The sequence below is a fragment of the Akkermansia sp. BCRC 18949 genome (genome assembly GCF_045011645.1).
Taxonomy (GTDB): Bacteria; Verrucomicrobiota; Verrucomicrobiia; order Verrucomicrobiales; family Akkermansiaceae; genus Akkermansia; species Akkermansia massiliensis.
The window spans coordinates 1,667,027-1,688,542 of sequence record NZ_CP123619.1 but is presented as its reverse complement, the minus strand read 5'-3'; the positions used below and the strand labels follow the sequence as shown (position 1 = coordinate 1,688,542).

Genomic DNA, 21,516 nt, shown 5'->3' with positions numbered 1-21,516 from the left:
GGGGAAAAACCGGGCCCCGGTCTTGAACGGAACCGCGTTTGCATGTATGAACAAAGGCGATGTCCACCAAAATTTTCCTCTATGATACCACGCTGCGCGATGGAGCGCAGAGTGAAGACGTCAACTTGAGTGCGACGGACAAGGTCCGCATCGCCCGGCAGCTGGATTATCTGGGCATGGACTACATTGAGGGCGGCTGGCCCGGCGCCAACCCGGTGGAGACGGAATTTTTCAAGGCCATGAAGGACGTGGAGCTCAGGAATGCGAAGCTGGCCGCCTTCGGCAGCACGCACCATCCTTCCAGCACGCCGGAGACGGACCCCACGCTGAACGCCCTGGTTTCCAGCGGCGCGCGGGTGGCCGCCATCTTCGGGAAATCCTGCCCCCGCCATGTGGAAGTGGCGCTGGGCATCTCCCGGGAACGCAATCTGGAAATCATCGGCAACTCCATCTCCTTCCTTAAAAAGAATCTGGAAGAAGCTTTTTTTGACGCGGAACACTTTTTTGACGGCTTCAAGCGGGACCCGGAATACGCCCTGGCCGTGCTCCGCGCCGCCCACGAGCACGGCGCGGACTGCCTGGTCCTGTGCGATACCAACGGAGGCACCATGCCGGAGGAAATCAGTTCCATCATCCGGACGGTCAGGGAACGCCTTCCGCATGCCGCCTTGGGCATCCACGCCCACAATGACTGCGAGCTGGCCGTCGCCAACAGCCTGGCCGCCGTGAACAGCGGGGCCGTCCAGGTGCAGGGCACCGTGAACGGCATTGGGGAACGCTGCGGAAACGCCAACTTGTGCTCCGTCATTCCCAACCTTCAGTTGAAGATGGAGGGCTTTTCCTGCCTCAGTGACGCCTCCCTGACACGCCTCAAATCCACCGCCGCCTTCGTTTCGGAAGTGTCCAACTTGGCCCCCTTCCGGCGGCAGCCCTTTGTGGGGAACGCCGCCTTCGCCCACAAGGGGGGCGTGCATGTGAGCGCCATCATGAAGGACTCCGCCCTGTACGAGCACATTGACCCCTCCCTGGTGGGGAACGTCCAGCGCGTGCTGATGACGGAGCAGGGGGGCAAAAGCAACATCCTTTCCCTGTCCCGTACCCTGGGCTTTGAACTGGAAAAAGGGGACCCGCTTCTGGACGTGCTCTCCGCCGCCGTGAAAAAAAACGCTGCGCTGGGGTATGACTACGTGGCCGCCCCGGCCAGCGCGGAACTGCTCTTCCTGAGGCACATGCCGGACAGCGCGCTGAAGCCGTACTTCAACATACTGCGCACCGTGGTGCTTACCTCCCGCCATGAAATGGATCCGGACATGATGGTGGAAGCCTCCCTCAAGCTGGACGTCCACGGCAACGTGGAGCACACCGCCGCCGGCGGCTTCGGCCCCGTGCATGCGCTGGACCGCGCCCTGCGCCGCGCCCTGACGCGCTGGTACCCGGAACTGGAACAAATGCACCTGATTGACTACAAGGTGCGCGTGCTCTCCCCCACCCGGACGAACATTCCGGACGCGGCGGAGGAAAACGGCACCGGCTCCAATGTGCGCGTGCTCATTGAATCCTCGGACGGCGTTGCCACCTGGACCACGGTGGGCGTCTCCTACAACATCATTGAGGCCAGCCTGGAAGCCCTGGCGGACGCCGTCACGTATAAGCTCTACAAGACGGAGCAGGCCAGATGGCGCGCGGAATGCTGATGGATGGAGCGTTCTCCAGGGAGCTGAAAGCCGTTTTGATATTGGTGCTTGGATAAATTCTTTGAAAGATTTTCCGTATTAAGGAGGCTGTCTCTTTTCCATAAACGAGGTAAGAATTTCTCCCATGGAAAAGAGTGAAAAGGTTATTAGAAAGAAGTAATTACATTGTTTTCTACTGTTTCCGTTGTGGAAGATAATATGTTATTTCTAGACATATAGTTACATCTTCTTATCCAATAAATATTATAGAAAGAATCAAATGAAAGCGATGAACAGCCTCCTGCACTGGCGCGTTGAGGCACCCAACCGGCCGAATACTTCACCAACATCAGTCGAGGATGCAGGGAATTGAGGATTCATTCATCCAGTTCTATGAATGCCATTAAGAGTTGGAAAGACCTGCCCCCCATTCATAAGACATCCTCAAACAACATCCCTCTAAGCTAACCAAACCTTCTGGAGTGGATGCTCCATACTTGCAAAAGAATACTGTCATATTGAACAGCTCTTGAAACTAGATAAACATATATAAGGTTTACTAACCTGTCGTTCATTTTAAGGTTCTTTATCTGCTTAGATATATTCTTATTCGCCATAAAACTATTTTAACGTAGTTTTTTCATCAACATTTTAAATACGCCCTTTACAGCCAGGTAAATATAAAAAATCAATGTATGAATAAATCCCCATGAGCATCCATAGTCCAAAAGTAAAGGAATTCCTGCGATGTCATTAAGACTTTTATAAGTCGGCAGGGAAAATGCTATGCAGATGCTCACACCTCCTACCAGAGGAATCCATGATGCATTAGTCTTTCTTAAGATATATCTTTTGATAAAAATAATCCAATTATAAATGATAACTAAAGTCCCTATGAGAATTAGAAACCAAAATAATGATTGATATATTATATTGTAAATCATAGTTAACATTATTTTTTTGGAGGGGTGTAAATTCTTTGTTTAGCAGGAAGAAGCCGTTTGAAGAATCCATCAAGTCCTTTACCAGTAGGACACGAAAGAGAACTTTTAGGAACCACATAGCTTCTTACGTTCCATACAGGTGCAAATAGATTTTTCAAACCTGGCTGCCATTTTCCGGACCACATATAATTCCATACGGTTGGAGTGCCTTCCATTACCCATGAATTTGGGGTTAGATCCGATCCCCATCGTGAGACTGTTGTCACTTCAATCTCAGTAGATTCAACTAATACTTTTGGGCAACATTTTGTCGCTGGCGTAGTAAAAGCCTTAGCTCCTAAAGCTACTTCTGCGCCAGCAGCAATGCTATTTGCCGCTTCCGTTGGAACTCCTACAGATTCAGCGCCTTGAACTATGGCTTTATAAGTCATTGTCGAATCAAATTCGCCGGTAATAATCACACGAATACCTGTACTTGCCACATCACTCCCATGGACAAACAGAACTACTCCTCCAGCTGTTGTTACAGGTTCGGGGGTAAAAATGCCAATTGCTCCTGCAGTTGCTTCAAATCCTCCTCCAACTACTTGTAATACCCCTGTTGCTCTATTGACAACCTTGTATTCTCTGTCTATTTTTTTAATTTTTTCAAAAGTCAGTGTTGCTGTACGCTTAGTTCCCTGCCATACTAAATTGGCATTGTGTTTGGTCCCATCTATCCACCACTGTAAATCACGACCAAGATAATCTTGGTTTTTAATTCCATTATTTTTAACAAAAACAAACAAATTTGCACCTGCTTCTTCTGTAAGTGGATCACGGCTAATCCATCTTCCATCGAGTGGGTTGAGATGGCGGTAATTATAATAAATTAGACCCATTTCTTCGTCCATATACTCACAGGAGAAACGGAATTTATTATTTTGAGCTATTTTCCCATGAGCTGTCAGAGTGTCTCCAAAGGGTGCGTACTCATAGCGGCCTCTTCTCTCTGCATCATCTCCAAAGATAGAAGTGACATTCTTGAGCACATCATGCATGAAGTAGAGATGCTCGTCTTGTTTTGCTGCATTCTTCCATTGTGTCATCAATATGCGCGTGGCTGTTGGTTCGGTGGGATCCCACAGATAGCTCTTTTCCAACATGGGCTGGGAGTGCATTAAATCCAGGTGGGCTATTTGCAGGTAGTCACGGTATAGGTAATAAAGGTGGCTGACGGTACTTCCGTTGATAGTCACTTTTTTGTTGAAACGACGTCCCATATAGTCATAACCGCAGGCAATAATGGTACGTCCATCTTTACTGGTAAACCGGACAGGACGATCATGGGCGTCGTAAGAAACATTCCAGATTCCCGTTGAAGTTTTGATCGTGATCTGATTGCCGTCGGCATCATAGACGGGGTCAAAAAATTGTTGTTCCGGAGTGGAGGAGGAAGAGTTGAGAGGGGAGTTAATGATGTTTGTGTATTGATTAAGAGGATTGACTCTGTAGGAGATTTCTTTTTGCAGTTCACGGGCAGTTTTACGGTTGCCGATGTTGTCGTAGGAGTATATAAAGCTTCCTCCTCTGCTGGTACGGTCTTTGACCAGCTCGCTGCGGTCATTGTAGGTAAAATCTCGGATTGTTGCCAGTAAGTCTTTATCCCAAGAGTCCTGTCGTTGGGTAGGGCGCATCAGACCATCATAGTTGTACTCATGGAAGGCCGCTAATTCACCATCCGCTCCCTTCTTGTAACCGATGGTGGTCACGAGATTTAGTTCGGGATGATAGGTGTTTTGGCGGACCATGCCGTTGGGGTAAGTAAGATGGTTAAGAAAGCCGCTGGTTGGATCATACTGCCACGTGAAAGGAGACTCCAGGCCTTCCAGATTCATCCCGATGATGGCACCTTTGGAGTCATAGTCAAGATGGGAGTACTGGATGGTTTGGGTTCCGAGCATCAGACGATAGCCTTCCGAACGTCCCATGGCATCGTATTCTTCCTGGAGGCAGCTCTCTACTGTCCCAAAGGAAGTCTCTTGGGTCATGCGGCCGTAATTGTTATAAGAAAGTTCCTTTAATCCAGAGGCATCCCGGATGGAGGTTATTTGTCCCAGGTGGTTATAAGTAAACTCCCATCCAGCAGTAGCATCATTATGATAGACGGAGACGAGTTCCCCGGTGAGAGGAGCATAGGCGTAGGTGGTAACGACCCCTCTCGCCTTGGTCAGCGTCTCTAGACGGTTGAGGCCGTCGTAGGTTTTGGAGATACAGGACCCGTCGGCATAGGTCTTGTTCAATTCCAACCCCGTAGCTTCGTCATAGAGCCAGGTGGTGGTATCCCCGTCGGTACGGCCGGAAGGATCGGTGGTAATGTCGCCTTTGTCTGCTCGGAAGGTAGTCAACGTTACCATATGATCGGCTTCGTCGTAAGTGAAACAGGCCGGCTGGATGGCAGTGCCGTACGCGGCAGTTTTTCTGCCGCGTACGTCGTAGGAATAGCAGGCAGTACCTCCCCGGGCATCGGTGATGCGGGCCACAGCATCGCAGCAAGGCTGGTATCTGGTGGCCGTCAGATTGCCGGCTGCGTCCGTACTCTTGACGGGACGTCCGGCAAGGTCGGTTTCAATCGTCGTGATATTGCCTCTGGAGTCAGTCTGTTTTAGAATCATGCCCGCGGAAGTGTAGGATCGGTTCTGTGAAGAATGGATGCCTGCGTGGCTGGTTTGACTAACAGTGAATCCGTCAATGATGCGAGTTTCGGCTACTACACTGGAAGTGGGTATGCTGCTAAATTGTGTGCGTTGGGTAGCAGCAGTGTATTCCGTCCAGTGGATGCTCCGTTGTCCGTAGATATCCGTCGCGATCGTTTTCTCTTCCAAAATGGGACTTAGCTGCGAAACCATATTTTCTATGTGTTGAATAAGGGGTAGTCCTTGTTCATTGTGATTAGTAGATGTCTCTATTTGATAAATACCGTCTTCGCCAGCTCGATAGTATGTGATACTTTTCGAGATTTGATTTTTAGTAGGATCATCTGGATAAAGCTCGTCTAGAAGAGTGGCCTGCTTCAAAGGGATTCCAAGCTCACTGTAAGTAATGACGGTGGGCGCCATATTATCTATTTGGATACGTGTAAGCTGTCTTTTGTCATTATAAGTATTCTTAGTAGCGATGAATTTCCCAAGACTATTTGGTTGTTCTTTCCGTATAGGTTGGTTGAAACCATTACTTAAAGAGCGGGAGAGAATTACCCCTTTGGATAGGGTGGTGGTCAGGATACCTTCCCCGGTTAGTTCCAGTCGGGTCTCCGTTTCGCGCTGGCCGGTTCCTCCTTGCCAGAGAATAGTGCCATCGTAGTACTTTCTAGTAATCAAAGTGGCTCCGGAAGGAGTAATCACAGTAGTAGTGAGCCGATCCTCACTATAATGGGTCCGTGTCACACGTCCCAGTATGTCTGTAGAAGAAACGACCGTTCCAAGATCGTCATACTCTGTCCTTTCCACTGTAGTCATGGGCCCCACGTCGCGGCGCGTGGCAATCGTCCTTCCCGCCGCATCATAGCTGTAGGAAGTAATTGTTTCTGGAGTGGTCTCAGTAGCTGAGCGGATGGTTTCCACCAGCTGCTTGGCTGAGTTGTAGCCGTAGCTGGTTGTGATGCCGTCTTCGTCGGTTTCCCTCAACGGCCCGCAGCACATCCATTCCGTCGTGCTGCTTCTGCCGTTGCCTTTGGTGGCCTTGATCAAGTTGAGTTCTGCATCATATTCGTAGTCTTCCGATGAGACCAGAGACCATTCTTTCCCGGTATGAACATACTGCTCGTTTCTGGTGGCCGTACCGTTTTCAGCGATGTATTGCACATTTCTAGTACTTTGTCCCGGAATGATGCTTCCATTGGCCTGAATGGTAGTTGTTAATTTGTGGATGGCCCAGTAGTCCGTAGTGGCTTCATAACTGTAGACGGTCTGCACGCCAGCGATACCCTGAAGAAGTTTCTTTCTCCCCCGGGCATAGGGGTATTCGGCTTCTTCCCCATAAGTCTCCTCCACGCGCGTATGGACCTGGTCGGAGCCCAAAGCGATTTCTCTCACCGTAGTGCGGTTGACTTGCGGTGTATCTTCATACGTGTAGGTGCGCTTAAGAAGCTCTGTTTCTTCCCCGTTTTCGGCAATGACCACTTCGGTTTCCGTGGCGGGTCTGAAGTCGTTAAAGCGCAGGTCGGCATATGTCGTGCGAATTCCCTTTTCACCTCCTCCCGCCCAAGGAGTAGCTTCCAGAGTCACCCGCCCTTGCTCGTCATACTCATAGCGCGTATAACCGCCGTCGGGCTTGAGTTCCAGAGACACCCGGAACTGGTCGTTGTAGGTGTAAAGCGTTGTTTGTTGGCTGGGGGTATTGTAGCCTTCCGTCCGGCTCAAGGTCAGCCAGCCTCCCTCGGTATTCTTCTTGACCGTCCGGGTACAGGAAGAAGGAGTTTTCTCATTGATCCTGCGTTTATTCTCAATCATTTCCCACTTCCCGTCAGGCAGTAAGTTTCTTTCTATCGTATGTATGAGTTGCTCGTCACCCTCGCCTTGAATGATGGTTACATGGCTGCCCTCTACTCTCCGCTCCGTATGGAAGATAGGCATGCCTTCCCTCTGCTCGGCGATGTGCATCACGTTGACTCCATTTTCCACACTCGTCTGATACCTGACCGTTTTATAAGGAGTTCCAGTTTCAATAAAGCTACCGGATATCTTCTGTACCTGATCTGGAGTATACCATTGAAGGATAAGTCTGCCGTCTTCCGGCACGGCTTGAAGAAGACCCTCGTACTGGGACCAGATGCTTTGCACGGCTCCGGTGGCTGGATGGCGGTTGACCTGGAGTTTTTGAGCATAGTCCTCCGCCGTGGTTTCTACGCCGCAAGAAGAGATTAAAGAGACGACCTTTCCGGTGACGGTCGAGAAACGCAGGATGCGTCCGTTGCTCTGGACCATGTCCAGATAGGTAGGTTCCCCCTCGGTACAGGGGGATTTGTCTTCGTTAAGCAGCCGGACTCTGTAATTAAGCTTGCGGGAATTTCCGGAAACGGGAGCCTCTGCACTGCCTTCAACCGCCTGGAAGGAGATGGAACTCCCAGTGGGACGCCTGACGCTTAACTGGCGTGTTTGAGAATTCCAGTCACAGGTCCACTCCAGGGGATGCTTGTAGCGAAGCCCAATAGAACCCTTAGATAGGGAGCGGAAGCTGAAGGAGGCAAAAAAGTTGGTGTTGCCGCCTCCCGAACCTTCCCCGTCCACCTCGAGGATGCCCTGGCAATCGTCGGCTTCATCAGGATTGCCGCCGAAGGGATGGCTACCGGCGGAATTTGCTCCTCCATTCTTGTCGCAACTGGTTTGATCAGTTTCTTCGTCACATTCACAGGAACAGGGGCATGGACATCCCTCCTCTTCCGGGGCACTGGAAGAGGAGGAAAGAGAACTGGAACTGCTGCTGGAAGAGGAACTGGAGCTCGAAGAACTCGATGAACTTGACGAGGAGCAGGAAGAACTGATTGACGAGGAGAAGCTGCTTGAAGAACTCGACGAAGAAGAACTCGAACTGCTGGAGGACGACGAACTGGAAGAAGAACTGCTGGAACTGCTCGAGGAAGAGCTGGAAGACGGAGCGCTGCTGGAGGAAGTTGGAGTCTCGGGCACCAAGGAACTGCTGTGGAAGCTGGAAGACGACCAGCTGCTCGAGGAACTGGACGAGGAAGAACTCGAACTGCTGGAAGACGACGAACTGGAAGACGATGGAGTGCTGCTGGAAGAATCCGGAGGCTCGGGAGCCGAAGAACTCTGCCAGGAGCTGGAAGACGAACTGCTCGAGGAGGAAGAGCTCGAACTGCTGCTGGACTTGGGGTCAAACTCAAACGAATCTCCTCCCCCTGCCGAACTGCTCGACGAATCTCCTTCTTCCACCTCCTGGTACAGGTTGACCAGAGTCAGGACGGTTTCTCCTTCCTTGCCGGCAGGCGTGTTTTCCGCCAGCAGGTAATAATCCAGGTCGGGCTCTCCTTCCTTGTCGCATATCAGGGCAATGCAGAACTCCTGCTGGGAGTCCGGGGCTGGCTGGTGCTGGTGAACAATGTGGCACCAGTAGTATCCCTGGTCGAATTGGATCTGGCGGCGGAGAGGGGTGGAAGAACCCGGCTCCGTGGAGAGTTCCAGATCCTTGGCGGGAATGGAAAGGGAGATGGAAGAGTGGGCGTGGAGGTGGAGAAAACAGGTGGAGGGAGCCATGACCTTGAGGTATCCGAACCATTCGTGGCGGGTGTTGTTGGAAGCAATTCGTTTGGGGATAAGGACGGGAGCGGAGAGGCCGTTGACCAGGAAATCGCCCTGGGGCTGGCCGTTGGGGTACATGGGAATGAAGGGGTAGACGGTGTCCATGGCGCCGATGTTGAAAGTGTTGTTCATGGTAATGAAATGATGTTTGTTCAATGGTTGCGACTACCATGAATCAAAAACTAACAACGTAAACACGTCGGGAACGTTACCTCTAAATATTAAAGTTTATGAGGGAAAATTTGACTCCTTTTCAATCACTTTCGATCGAAATTTGGATATCTGAAAAGAGGTATAAATGAGGAAACATGGCGAATGAAAGAGGGATATAAAAATTTGTTGAAAGAGAGAACCCGGGGATTCCATGGCAAATAAAACATTGACCCACCGGGAGGGAAACTCTATCCTGAAAGCCTCATTCAACCGGAGGAAGATTACAGCCGTGGAGGACGATATTATTTGTACAGAAAAAATCATTGCGGAACGCAAGACGTTCTTTCTTGATCTCAAACAGAATGCGCGCGGCAAAGTGGTGCGTATTACGGAAAAGGTGAGTTCCAACCGGGACCGGATCATGGTTCCCGCGGAAATTCTGGATGATTTCATCGCCGCTCTCCAGGATATCCGGGAAACGCTGAAGCAGCAGGGGGAATAAGTCCCCCTCTCTTTTTCTTCTTTTTAACGCTGGCGGGGCTGTGGTTGTCCCGCTTTTTCCGGGTATCCGGATGGGTGGATATCCGGCAGGCAAAAAGTTGCTTTGTCTGAATTAGGCGTTGTCAAAAATAAAAAAGGGAGTATTTTTGCTTCCCGGTTTTGCCGTCCCCTATCTCTGTATTCCGGCGCATGCTGCGTTCCGGAGGCGCGGGGGCGGAATGTTTATGGCAACCACTAGTATTTCAGACACATGACGACACAACAGGAATTGACTCCGGAGCTGATACGGGCCGCGCTGACCACGGTTAAATTCCCGGGTTTCAGCCGTGACATCGTATCCTTCGGGCTGGTGAAGAAGATCGACATTGACGCTGAAAACAACGTCACGATTGATTTGGTGATTGAGAGCAAGAATGCGGATATTCCCCGTTACATTTTTGAAGGCGTCCATGGCGTGATGAAGCATCTTCCCGGCGTAAAGCATTGTGACGTCAATATTGAACACAAGGCTCCGGAAGCCAGGAAGGGAGTCAATGACGACCCCTCCACCTGGAAATCCTCCGTCCCCGGCGCCAGGCACGTGATCGCCGTTGCCTCCGGCAAGGGCGGGGTGGGCAAATCCACCGTTTCCGCCAACCTGGCGGTGGCCCTGAGCAAGCTGGGCTATTCCGTGGGCCTGGTGGACCTGGACATTTACGGACCCTCCATGTCCCTGATGTTCGGCACCAAGGAACGGCCCGGAGCCAATGAGAATGACGAATTTCTGCCTGTCACGGCCCATGGCGTAAAGCTGCTTTCCATGGGGCTGCTGATCAATGAGGCTGACCCCGTGGCCGTGCGCGGCCCCCTGGCTACCCGCTACGTGCAGCAGTTCCTGCGCAACGTGGCGTGGGGGGACGTGGATTTCCTGATTCTGGACCTGCCTCCCGGCACGGGGGACATCCAGCTGACCATTGTGCAGACGGCTGAACTGGACGGTGTGGTGGTGGTCACCACACCGCAGGAGGTCGCGCTGATTGACGCCCGCAAGGCCATCGGCCTCTTTGAACGGGTGAAGACCCCCATTCTGGGCGTGATTGAAAATATGAGTTATTTCCAGTGCCCGTCCGACGGCAAGATTTACCACATCTTTGGCGAAGGCGGCGGCGAACGGGAAGCGGCCAAGCTGGGCGTACCCCTCCTCGGCAAGATTCCGTTAGACATCGCCACCCGCTCCGGCGGGGACGAAGGCCGCCCCGTGGCCCTGGAAGACCCTGAGCAGAACCCGGTTTCCGCCGCGTTCCGCCAGGTGGCCGAACAATGCGCCCGTGTGGTGCTTGACCGCTGAACGTCCGGACGGGGCAGGAGGCCCCGGTCCGGTTGATACCCTTAACCTTGAAGCCGGGTTGGAGCCTGCCGCTCCGGTCCGGCTTGTTTGCCGGCATGTTCCGGCTCCCTGAAGGAGGAATGCATGGAAGGAAAGAAAGAAATGAATAAGACGTGGAATTTGAAGGAAATGAAAAAACTGATACCGCTGGCCCTCCCGGTGCTGGTGGTCAACCTCTCCATTGTGGGCATGGGAGCGGTGGACGCTATTGTGGCCGGACGCGCCGGAGTGACGGACATGGCTGCCGTGGCGCTGGGGTCTTCCGTATACCTGCCTGTAGCGCTGTTTGCCTGCGGTGTGCTGATGATCATCGGCCCCGTGATTGCCAATATGCGGGGGAAAAGCCATGAAAGCCGCGTGGGTTACATGACCAACCACGGCTTGTGGCTGGCGCTGATGCTCAGCCTGGTTTCCATGCCGGTCATTTATGTGCTGAGAAACGTGTTCGGCTGGATTTCCGATGACGTCGCCATGTGCCAGATGGCTTCCGCCTACATGTTCGCCATCATGTGGGGCCTGCCCGCCAACCTGGGATTCGTGGCCCTCAAGAGCCTGAATGAGGGGTCCAACATGACCCGGCCCGCCATGTACGTGGGGCTGTGCGGCCTGCTGCTCAACATCCCGCTGAACTACATCTTCGTCTTCGGCCTGTACGGTTTTCCCCGCATGGGCGGAGCGGGGTGCGGCGCGGCCACGGCGGTCATCTTCTACATTGAATTCCTGCTGATGTTCCTGCTGGTCTACCTCAATCCCAAGCACAGGCCGTACCGCAGGCACATCGTTTCCTGGCGGCGCCCCACGCCTTCCGTCATCACTCACCTCATGCGGCTAGGCGTGCCGATCGGCGTTTCCCAGTTGTGCGAGGTGATGCTCTTCTGCGCGGCCGCGCTGGTGCTGGCCCCGCTGGGAGAAACGCAGGTGGCCAGCCACCAGATTGCCGGGAACGTGGGTGGCCTGGTCTTCATGCTTCCGCTCTCCGTAGGGCTGGCGGCCTCCATCCGCGTGGCGTACCACCACGGCAGGAAGGACCTGGCGGGCACCAAATCCGCCGTCCTGTCCTCCTATGTGCTGGTGCTCACGATCTGCCTGTGCACCTTTGGCGGCATCACCCTGTTCCGGGAGCAGATCGTGCACTTGTACAATGATTCGGAGATGATTGTCAGCACGGCTTCCGTCCTGCTGATTCTGGCGGCGGCCTACCAGCTTCCGGACTGCCTGCAGGTGCTCTCCGTCGGGGTGCTGAGAGGCTTCCGGGACACGGCTTCCATCACCGTCATCACCTTCTTTTCCTACTGGATCGTCGGGTTCCCGGTGTGCTACATCCTGGCCCGTACGGACTGGATTGTCCCGGCCATGGGAGCGCGCGGCATCTGGACGGGATTCATCATCGGCTTGTCCGTGGCGGCGGTGCTCCTGCTCTGGCGTGTAAGGCGCACCACCAGACGGGAGTTCGCCCTGATGAGGCAGGAAGGCGAATAGCCCGGGAAAGGAAGACAGTGTTCAATCAGGAGGGGGGGAAAATTCCCTTCCTGATTCTGTTTTTCAGCAGGTCCGCAACCTCTCCGGGTGCGGTACGTTCTCAATAATGAATTGCCTGCGCCTGCCGTATCCCGGAATGAGATGGCTTGTGCCGTCCCTGTGCAGCTTCTGGTGCACGTATTTCAATTTACGGATAGGGTACGTCCGGACTGTCTGCGTGATGAACAGCGTGTTGGGCTTGATGATGGTGATCAGTCTCCGGTTCGTCACGGCATAAAGGCTGTTCCTCCTGCGCGGGCGTTCCATCCACGGGGCCGCAACATTCCCAACATCAACATGGTGGTTCCCGGGAAAAGGTGATCTTCCGGAGCATTTCCTTTCCGCGGGTTGATACGGCGTCCTGGAAAGTAAAGATGCCCGGATGCATGGCGGAAGGTGCGCCCGCGGCGTTCCGGGAGTGTAATGGCGGTGTGCGGGAAATGAATCCCCACGTCATCATTATTGAATTATGTCTATTACAGTTACCAATCCGGGAGGCCGCAAGATTGAATTCAAAGAACAGAGGGGGCCCACCTGCGGTCTCTATGCCCTGTCCTTTGTCCTTGATTACCTTTACGGGTTATCATGGCCGGCTACCAAGGATCACAAGGAATCGGATTCCTTGAGAGAAGTGTTTAAGCGTGAAAAGAGAAGCACTATAGGCGAGTTGTTTGATTCTTCCGCCGAGATGGCGAAGTTCATTAACGATACCTTGATTAAGGCAGAAAAATGCCGTGCTGAAGTTTGTTCCGTGGAAGCAATCCAGAAAGCGCTCGCCTCTGGCGGTCTCTGCATGGTTCCTTTCTGCGTAGATGCCGGGGGCAACACTGAGAATTCGGGAATTCACGCCCATTGGTGTGTTGTACAAGCTATTCCGGATCAAACTAACCCCGACGAAGCGACCGTCCTTCATTGGGGGGACAAGGTGAGAAAATTTTCCCTGTCTGCTCTGAAGAATAGCAACAACGCCATCAAGGATGTGGAAGAACAGTACTGGGGTAAAATCCCTGCCGATTCCTATACCTTTTCCATTCCCATTGATGGAGTGACTTATGTCCAGTGCAGCACGGCTGCAGACACTTCCTGCAAACGTGGGCATCTTCTTCAATTCCCGATCAAGCCGGGCTCCGTCAAGCTGATTCCGGCAACGCGTCTCAGCCAGAAGCTGGCCGGAAAGATGCTCGTCTTTGCCAAATGACCGGAACCGTGCGATATAAGTCGTTTTTCAGGAATCCGTAAATGGCAAAGCGGGCGGTCCCTTTCATGGAGGGGACCGCCCGCAAGTGGTTTTATCCGGTATGCCGGAGATTTTTAGCCGACGCGTTCCACCTTCACGGAGTGGGACTGGCCGTTGATGACGATGGTCAGGTCACGGGAACCGGAGGGGCCGCTCACCTGGGCGGTGATGCCGTTGTCAATGACGGTCATGGACGGCGCAGCGGCTGCGGGAGCTGCGGCAGGAGCGGTGTTCACCTGCATGGGGGCTTCTTCCTTCGGTTCCGGCTTCTTGTAGAAGTCCTCCACCTGCTGCGGGAACATGGCGTAAATCACGCAGTGTTCGTCGTCCGTGGGGAGTCCCTTTTCCGCGAGCTTCTTGCGCAGGTCTTCCATGCCGGGCTTGATCAGGTCCGCCGGACGGCAGGTGATCGGTTCCTTGCCCATTTTTTCCGCGCAGAGCTTCTGCACTTTCGGGTCCACCGGGGCCGGGGTGCGGCCGTAGTAGCCCAGGGCGATGTCCGCCGCCTGGGGAGTGATGTTCTTCCAGCGGCCGAACTTCACGTTCAGCATGGACTGCACGCCCACAATCTGGGAAGTGGGGGTCACCAGCGGAATCCAGCCCAGGGCCTTGCGGACCACGGGGATTTCCGCGAACACTTCTTCAAACTTGTCTTCCATGCCCTGTTCCTTGAGCTGGGTGCGGAAGTTGGAGAGCATGCCGCCGGGCACCTGGTAGCGGAGCGTGTCGGAGTCCACCACTTCGTTGCGGTGGGAGGTGAACTTGCCCAGGCTGTCGTAAACGGGCTTGAGCATTTCGGAGACCTCAATGAGTTTGTCCGTATCGTAATCCGGCTTGCGGGGATTGCCGTTCAGCAGGGCGAGCATGCGCAGGCAGTCCGGCTGGCCCGTGCCGTTGGCGAAGGGGGAGATGGAGACGTCGCACGCGTCCACCCCGGCGTCAATGGCGCTGAGGTAGGTGGAGGCGCCGAGGCCCGCGGTGTCATGCGTGTGGATCCAGACGGGGATGTTCAGGTCCTTTTTCAGGGCGCTGACCAGTTCATGGGTCACATAGGGGGGGATGAGGCCGGCCATGTCCTTGATGACGATGGCGTCCGCCCCCATGTCCGCCAGTTCCCGGCCCATGTCCACGAAGCTCTGCGTGGTGTGCACGGGGGAGGTGGTGTAGCAGATGGTGCCGTGGGCCTGGGCTCCGGCCTTCTTGGCGGCGCGGATGGAGGTTTCCATGTTGCGCGGATCGTTCACGCAGTCGAAAATGCGGAAGATGTTCATGCCGTGCTTGGCGCTCATGGCAACGAAGGCTTCCACCACGTCGTCCGCGTAGTTGGTGTAGCCCACGATGTTCTGGCCGCGCAGGAGCATCATGTGCGGCGTCTTGGGGGCGGCCTTCTTCAGGGCGTCCAGGCGGTCAAAGGGCCACTCCTTCAAAAAGCGCAGTCCGGCGTCGATGGTGGCGCCGCCCCAGGTTTCCAGGGCGCTGAAGCCCATGGAGTCCAGAATGGGGGCGATGGGCAGCATGTCTTCCGTCTTCATGCGGGTAGCTGCCAGGGACTGGTGCCCGTCGCGCAGAACGGTACAATTGAATGTAACAGGATTCATTATTTAGTTAACTATTGTTAAAAATTGAAGAGGTGGCTTCTTGAGGATGATTTTCTCACAGCCTCCCTTTCAGGTCAAGCGTACAACAGCGGATTCACCGCAAGAACTACTGCACGGGAGCCATCAGCCGGGCCAGGTTGCAGAGCATCTTGAACCCCAGGGATTTGTTGTTGTAATCCTCCAGGGATTCCTTTTTGGAGGAGGAAAAATCCTTCTCCAGCATCTCCTTCACCTCTGCGCAGACGGCGGGGGAGTGGATGACGGCGGTGATTTCAAAATTCAGGGCCAGGGAGCGGTTGTCCAGGTTGGCGGTGCCCACGGTGGCGATGTCGTCATCCATCAGGATCACCTTCTGGTGCAGGAACCCTTTCTGATAGGCCCAGACCTGGATGCCGTACGTGTCCAGGTCACGGAGGAAGGTGAAGGAGGACAGCTTCACCAGAATGTGGTCCGCCCGTTCCGGGCGCAGGATGCGCACGTCCACATTACGCAGGGCCGCGGCCTGGAGGGCGGCCATGACCCCTTCGTCCGGGACGAAGTAGGGGGTGGCTATCCAGAGCCTTTCCCGGGCTCTGTTCGCCAGGGCAATGATCGCGGTTTTCCAGGCGGGGATGACGTCCGCCGGGCCGGAAGGAAGCATCAGCACGGTTTCATCCTCCCGCTGGGGCGTAATTTCCCAGCACAGGCAGGGCAGGGAGGAGGGGCCGGATTTCAGCATGGCCCAGTTCCAGTCTTCCAGGAAGCTGATCTGCGTCTGCTGGACGGAGGGGCCTTCCAACTGCACAAACGTGTCCCGCCAGTAGCCCAAGGCTCCCTTGCCCAGGTACTCCCGCCCGATGTTCATGCCGCCGATGAAGGCGGTGGCCCCGTCCACCACCACCAGTTTGCGGTGGTTGCGGAAGTTCAGCCGCAGGATGTTGCTCAGGAAGTGGCGTTTTCCGTTGAAAGGCTCAATGTTCACGCCCTCCTTCCGCAGGGCGGAGATGTAGCCGGGGGGGAGCTTGTGGGAGCCGATTTCATCATAAAGCATGTAGATGCGGATGCCGGCCCTGGCCCGTTCAATCAGCAGGTCTTTCAGGTTCTGGCCCACGGAATCATTCTTGATGATGAAGAACTCAATCAGGATGTAATGCTCCGCGTTCTTGATGGCGTCGTAAATGCGCGGGAAGGCGTGGTCCGCGTCAATGAGCAGGCGGCAGGAATTGCCGCGGCAGACGGGCAGGCGCACGATGTTGGAAAGCGTGTGCATGATCTTTCCCACCGTATCGGAGGACTGGACGGCATACGGGGCCATGCAGTTCGTGATTTTATCCGTCAGTTCCCCCCAGGAGGATTCCGGATCCGTCTGGCGGCGGCGCGTTTCCACATATCCGCTGAACCTGCGCCGCCCCAGAATCAGGTAAAAAGGCACCGCAATGTACGGAAAGGCCAGCAGGGAGATGAGCCACGCGATGGTTCCCTGCGGCGTGCGCGTGTGGAGAAGGGCCGGAATCAGGCAGAATGCGCCTGCTATGTGGCAGAGGGCGGCAAATCCCAAATATGGCTCTTCAGGGATGATCATGGAACGGAAACCGGAAAAGATGCTGAGGGGGAAAACGGCGGGAAGCGGTGAAAAGGCTGGCTTTTGAGGCTGGAGATGGTACTAAAGTGGCGCATGCTCGTATTATCACGGGTCCAGGGATTAGAAAAGCGTAAATTAAGGGAATGAAACAGTATTTGGCACTTTTGGAGGATGTCCTGACCAACGGGGTGGGGAGGGAAGACCGTACCGGAACGGGCACCATCGGCGTGTTCGGGCGGCAGAGCAGGTATGACCTGCGCGACGGTTTTCCGTGCCTGACCACCAAAAAGCTCCATCTGCGCTCCATCATTTACGAACTGCTCTGGTTCCTGAAAGGGGAAACTAATGTCAAGTTCCTGAAAGACAATGGAGTCAGTATCTGGGATGAATGGGCTGACGAGAACGGGGAGCTGGGGCCCGTGTACGGCGCGCAGTGGCGCTGCTGGCCGGGGAACGACGGGAAGCCCATTGACCAGATTGCCAGACTGATTGACGGCCTTAAAAACAATCCGTGGTCCCGCCGGCACATCGTCAGCGCGTGGAACGTGGCCCTGGTGGATGACATGGCGCTTCCTCCGTGTCATTCCCTGTTCCAGTTCTGCGTGATTCCCGCCCAGCCGGGGGAAGGGAAGCACGGGCTTTCCCTCCAGCTTTACCAGCGCAGCGCGGACCTGTTCCTGGGAGTTCCCTTCAACATAGCCTCCTACGCATTGCTTTTGCTCATGGTGGCGCAGGTATGCGGGTATGAGGCGCGGGAATTCATCCATACCTTCGGAGACCTGCACCTGTACCGGAACCATCTGGACCAGGCGAGGGAACAGCTCTCCCGCACGCCGCGCCCTCTGCCGGTCATGAAGCTCAACCCGGAGGTGAAAACCATTGACGGGTTCCGGTATGAAGACTTTGAACTCGTGGGGTACGATCCCCTGCCGCACATCAAGGCGCCCGTTTCCGTTTAGAATTCCACCCCTTGATCCATCATGTCACAGCCCGTTACTTATACAGGAGTAGTCGCCATGGCCTCCGGCCGCGGCATCGGCTACCGGGGAGCCTTGCCCTGGCGCCTGCCGGACGACCTCAAGACTTTCAAGCGCATCACGACGGGACATCCCGTGCTGATGGGCCGTAAGACATATGAGAGCATCGGCAGGCCGCTCCCCGGCAGGCAGAACATCGTGCTGACCCGTGATCCGGCCTGGACGGCGGAAGGGGTTCAGGTGATCCATTCCGTGGAGGAACTGGAACGGCTGGAGCTGATGAACCCGGAAGTCATGGTCATCGGCGGGGCGGAAATTTTTTCACTCATGATGCCGTTCATGTCCCGCATGTGGGTCTCCAAAGTAAAGGGGGAATATCCGGCGGATACTTTCCTCCCGCCGTTTGAGGACAAGCTTGGCCATGCATCCCTGAAGGAACGGTTTGAAGGCTTTGACCTGTACTTGTACGAGTAGGGGAAGGGACGGCTTCTTTTCCGCATTCTCCCCGGATATGGGATGAAGCGCAAAAAAGACGGAGCGGCAAAGCCGCCCCGTCTTCCAAATAGGGATTTTTTCTCCCGTTATTGCGCCTTTCCGGTGAACAGGGCCTTCACCCATTCACGGTAGCGCTGGAACATGGCGTACAGCGCCGGAATGAACAGGATGCCCACCACGGTGGCAAGAATCATGCCGTAGAAGGTGGAGATGCCGATGGCCTTGCGGCTTGCCGCGCCCGCGCCGGAGGCGATCACCATGGGGAACACCCCGATGATGAAGGAAATGGCCGTCATCATCACGGCGCGGAAACGCTGCCGGGCTCCTTCCAGAGCCGCCTCCTGGATAGGCACGCCGCGTTCCCGCTCCATCTTGGAGAACTCCACCATCAGAATGGCGTTCTTCCCGGCCAGGCCCACCAGCATCACCAGCCCGAGCTGGGCGTAAATGCTCAGGGGAGTGTTGCAGATGATCAGGCCCAGCAGGGCGCCCAGCAGGGCCACGGAGACGGAGACGATGACGGAAATGGGCACCGTCCAGCTCTCATACTGCGCCACCAGGAACAGGTAGCCGAAGAGCAGGGCCATGCCCATCAGCAGGACGATTTTGCCGTCATTCTGCCGTTCCTGGTAGCTCATGTCCGTCCATGTGATGGAATAATTTTCCGGCAGCGGCAGGGCCTCAATCTGGTTCATCAGCTCTCCGCTGCTGACGCCTGGCCTGGCCTGGGCGGTCACTTCCGCGGACATGAGCTGGTTGAAGCGGGATATCTGCCGCGGTCCGACCATGTAGGACAGGGTGGCTACGGAGCTGAGCGGCACCATCTGGCCCTGGTCGTTCTGGATGTAGGTGTTCATGATGTCGTTGATGCTGGTGCGGTCTTCCGCCGCGGACTGCATCTTCACCTTGAACGTGTAGCCGATCAGGTTGAAATCATTGATGTACATGGAGGCCAGCTTGCTCTGGAGCGTCGTGAAAATGCGGTTTACGGGCACGTGCATGCTCTGCGCCTTTTCACGGTCGATGTTCAGGAAAAGCTGGGGCGTGTTCGCCTCATACGCGCTGCGGGCGTACATGGCCCCCGGCAGCTTGTTGATCTTGTCCAGCAGTTCGTTCGTCACGCGTTCCAGGTCCTTGGGAGTTTCCTCGCCACTGGCCTGGAGCATGAAGGAGACGCCGCCCGTCAGGCCCAGGCCCATGATGGCGGGTGGGCTGAACACGGTGGCCTTGGCCGCCGGAATCTCGTCGCACAGGATGGAAGCCTTCTGCATGATGGAATCCAGGGAAAGCTCCGGAGTCTTGCGCTTGTCCCAGGAGTCAAGCTGGGCGATGCACATGCCCAGGTTTTCCCCGTTGCCGCCCATGAAGCTGAACCCGGAGGTGGAGGAAACCTGGCGCACGCCGGGAATGCTCATGAGCTTCTGCTCCGCGCTGCGCATGGCCTGTTCCGTACGGCCCAGCGTAGCGCCCGGAGCCAGCTGGATGTCGCAGAAGACGGTGCCCTTGTCTTCCGGGGGAAGGAAGGACTTGGGAACGGTTTCAAACAGCTTCCAGTTGCCGAGCAGCACGGCGGCCAGCAGAATCAGCGTGAGCCAGGCGCGGCGCACCATGATGCCGGCGCACTTGATATAGCTCTTGCGCGCCCATTCCAGCGTGGCGTTGAAGGGGCGGAAGGGGCTGAACCTGCTCTGCTTCCTTTTCTTCTTCTTCAGCAGCAGCACGCACAGGGCGGGGCTGAGCGTCAAGGAATTGATGGCGGAAAGGCAGAGGGCCACGCACATGGTCACGGAGAACTGCATGTAAATGTTCCCCACCATGCCGCCGAAAAAGGCGATGGGCACGTAAATGGCCACCGTCACCAGCGTGGTGGCGATGATGGCCCCCGTAATCTGGTGCATGCTCTTCTTGGTGGCTTCTTCCGGGGTCAGGTCTTCCGTTTCCAGAATGCGCATGGTATTCTCCACCACGATGATGCCGTCGTCCACCAGGGAGCCGATCACCAGAATCAGGCCGAACATGGTCAGCACGTTGATGGAAAAGCCCAGCGGCAGCAGGATGGCGAAGGTGCCAATCAGGGAAACGGGAATGGCGAGCGCCGGAATGAGGGTGGCGCGCCAGTCCTGAAGGAACACGTACGTGATGCCCACCACCAGAATCAGGGCGATAATCAGCGTTTCCACGATTTCCGCCATGGTGGCGGAAATATATTGCGTGGGGTCGTAACTGACGACGTAGCTTACGCCGTCCGGAAAGCGTTCCTGCAATTTGACCAGCGTATCCTTCACGCCGTTCATGGCTTCCAGGGCATTGGCGTCGTCCAGGCGGTACACGGCCATGTTCACGGAATCCTCCCCGTTGTTGCGGCTGCTGCCCGTGTAGGTTTCCGCGCCCAGCTCAATGCGGGCGATGTCGTCCAGACGGGTGACGTGGCCGTCCTGTCCGGTGCGGACGATAATCTTGCTGAACTCCTCCACGGTTTGAAGCCGCCCGGTGACGTTCACCTTGTACTGGATGAAATTGTTTTCCCCTTCCGAGCCGATGGAACCGGCGGCGGCCTGCACGTTCTGCGCCTTGATGGCGTTGGAGACGTCATCCGGCGTGATGTTCAGGGCGGACATGCGCAGGGCGTCCAGCCAGATGCGCATGCTGTAATTCTTTTCCGGCATCAGGTTGACGGCGGAGATGCCCGGCACGCGGGCGATCTCATCCTTCACCCTGGACTTGACGAAGTTGTTCAGCTCCAGGGAACTCATGCTGGTGGACCGGAAGGCGAAGAATCCCAGGATGTCCGAGGAGCGCTTACGTATCTTGATGCCCTGGTCCGTCACTTCCTTGGGCAGCTTGTACTCCACCCGCTTCAGGGCGTTCTGGACGTTCACCATGTTGATGTCCGAATCCGTGCCGCTCTTGAACGTCAGGGACAGGGAATAACCGCCGGTGTTGTCAGACTTGGAGGAGAAATAAAGCAGGTTTTCCAGCCCGTTCAATTCCTCCTCAATGGGAGAGGCCAGCGTCTCCATCACCACCTGGGCGCTCGCGCCCGTGTAAGTGGCCTGCACATTGATGCTGGTGGGGGCGATTTCCGGATACTCCGCAATGGGCAGCTGCTTCAGGCAGATGCCGCCCGCCAGAATCATCAGGATGGCGATGACGATGGCGAATTTGGGGCGTTTGATAAACAGGTCCGCAATCATGGG

The 21,516-nt window shown here is 55.4% G+C and carries 12 protein-coding genes; 7 read left to right on the top strand and 5 right to left on the bottom strand.

What is annotated here, in order from left to right; translation table 11 throughout:
* Window positions 1–59: 59 nt before the first annotated feature.
* Window positions 60–1,694 carry a citramalate synthase gene (cimA, locus tag P8A25_RS06955; protein WP_215442970.1) on the top strand — a complete coding sequence of 545 codons (1,635 nt, stop codon included), beginning with the start codon at window positions 60–62 and terminating at the stop codon, window positions 1,692–1,694.
* Window positions 1,695–2,625: 931 nt separating this feature from the next.
* Here cimA and P8A25_RS06950 read toward each other — a convergent pair.
* The gene (locus P8A25_RS06950) at window positions 2,626–9,045 is read right to left on the bottom strand and encodes an RHS repeat-associated core domain-containing protein (protein WP_404838612.1); all 6,420 of its coding nucleotides are present in this window, start codon (window positions 9,043–9,045) and stop codon (window positions 2,626–2,628) included.
* A gap of 232 nt (window positions 9,046–9,277) precedes the next feature.
* Here P8A25_RS06950 and P8A25_RS06945 point away from each other — a divergent pair, with 232 nt between their 5' ends.
* From P8A25_RS06945 to P8A25_RS06935, 3 genes are all read left to right on the top strand, one after another.
* Window positions 9,278–9,568 carry an RNA-binding protein gene (locus tag P8A25_RS06945; protein ID WP_102722352.1) on the top strand — a complete coding sequence of 97 codons (291 nt, stop codon included), beginning with the start codon at window positions 9,278–9,280 and terminating at the stop codon, window positions 9,566–9,568.
* A 249-nt stretch (window positions 9,569–9,817) separates the two neighbouring features.
* Entirely contained in the window at window positions 9,818–10,894 is a 1,077-nt protein-coding gene (locus P8A25_RS06940) for a P-loop NTPase (RefSeq protein WP_102715723.1), read from the top strand.
* 141 nt (window positions 10,895–11,035) lie between these two features.
* Window positions 11,036–12,412: an MATE family efflux transporter gene (locus P8A25_RS06935; RefSeq protein WP_215458365.1), complete on the top strand. Its 1,377-nt coding sequence runs from the start codon at window positions 11,036–11,038 to the stop codon at window positions 12,410–12,412.
* 63 nt (window positions 12,413–12,475) lie between these two features.
* Here P8A25_RS06935 and P8A25_RS06930 read toward each other — a convergent pair whose 3' ends face one another.
* Window positions 12,476–12,682, bottom strand: a complete 207-nt coding sequence (locus P8A25_RS06930) for a hypothetical protein (protein ID WP_215442540.1) — start codon at window positions 12,680–12,682, stop codon at window positions 12,476–12,478.
* A 238-nt stretch (window positions 12,683–12,920) separates the two neighbouring features.
* Here P8A25_RS06930 and P8A25_RS06925 point away from each other — a divergent pair, with 238 nt between their 5' ends.
* Complete coding sequence (locus P8A25_RS06925) at window positions 12,921–13,649, top strand: hypothetical protein (RefSeq protein WP_215442547.1); 729 nt, start codon at window positions 12,921–12,923, stop codon at window positions 13,647–13,649.
* A 113-nt stretch (window positions 13,650–13,762) separates the two neighbouring features.
* Here the strand turns inward: P8A25_RS06925 and P8A25_RS06920 are convergent, their stop codons facing one another.
* Window positions 13,763–15,286 (bottom strand): pyruvate carboxylase subunit B, encoded by a 1,524-nt coding sequence (locus tag P8A25_RS06920; RefSeq protein WP_215442549.1) that lies wholly within the window; start codon window positions 15,284–15,286, stop codon window positions 13,763–13,765.
* A 106-nt stretch (window positions 15,287–15,392) separates the two neighbouring features.
* Complete coding sequence (gene cls, locus P8A25_RS06915) at window positions 15,393–16,847, bottom strand: cardiolipin synthase (protein WP_215442551.1); 1,455 nt, start codon at window positions 16,845–16,847, stop codon at window positions 15,393–15,395.
* Between the two features lie 143 nt (window positions 16,848–16,990).
* On the opposite strand from cls, the gene P8A25_RS06910 reads away from it, so the two are divergent.
* Both P8A25_RS06910 and P8A25_RS06905 read left to right on the top strand, forming a co-directional pair.
* Window positions 16,991–17,806 (top strand): thymidylate synthase, encoded by an 816-nt coding sequence (locus P8A25_RS06910; protein WP_215442553.1) that lies wholly within the window; start codon window positions 16,991–16,993, stop codon window positions 17,804–17,806.
* 21 nt (window positions 17,807–17,827) lie between these two features.
* Window positions 17,828–18,298, top strand: a complete 471-nt coding sequence (locus P8A25_RS06905) for a dihydrofolate reductase (RefSeq protein ID WP_022397973.1) — start codon at window positions 17,828–17,830, stop codon at window positions 18,296–18,298.
* 107 nt (window positions 18,299–18,405) lie between these two features.
* Here P8A25_RS06905 and P8A25_RS06900 read toward each other — a convergent pair whose 3' ends face one another.
* Complete coding sequence (locus P8A25_RS06900) at window positions 18,406–21,513, bottom strand: efflux RND transporter permease subunit (RefSeq protein ID WP_215442554.1); 3,108 nt, start codon at window positions 21,511–21,513, stop codon at window positions 18,406–18,408.
* Window positions 21,514–21,516 lie beyond the last annotated feature (3 nt).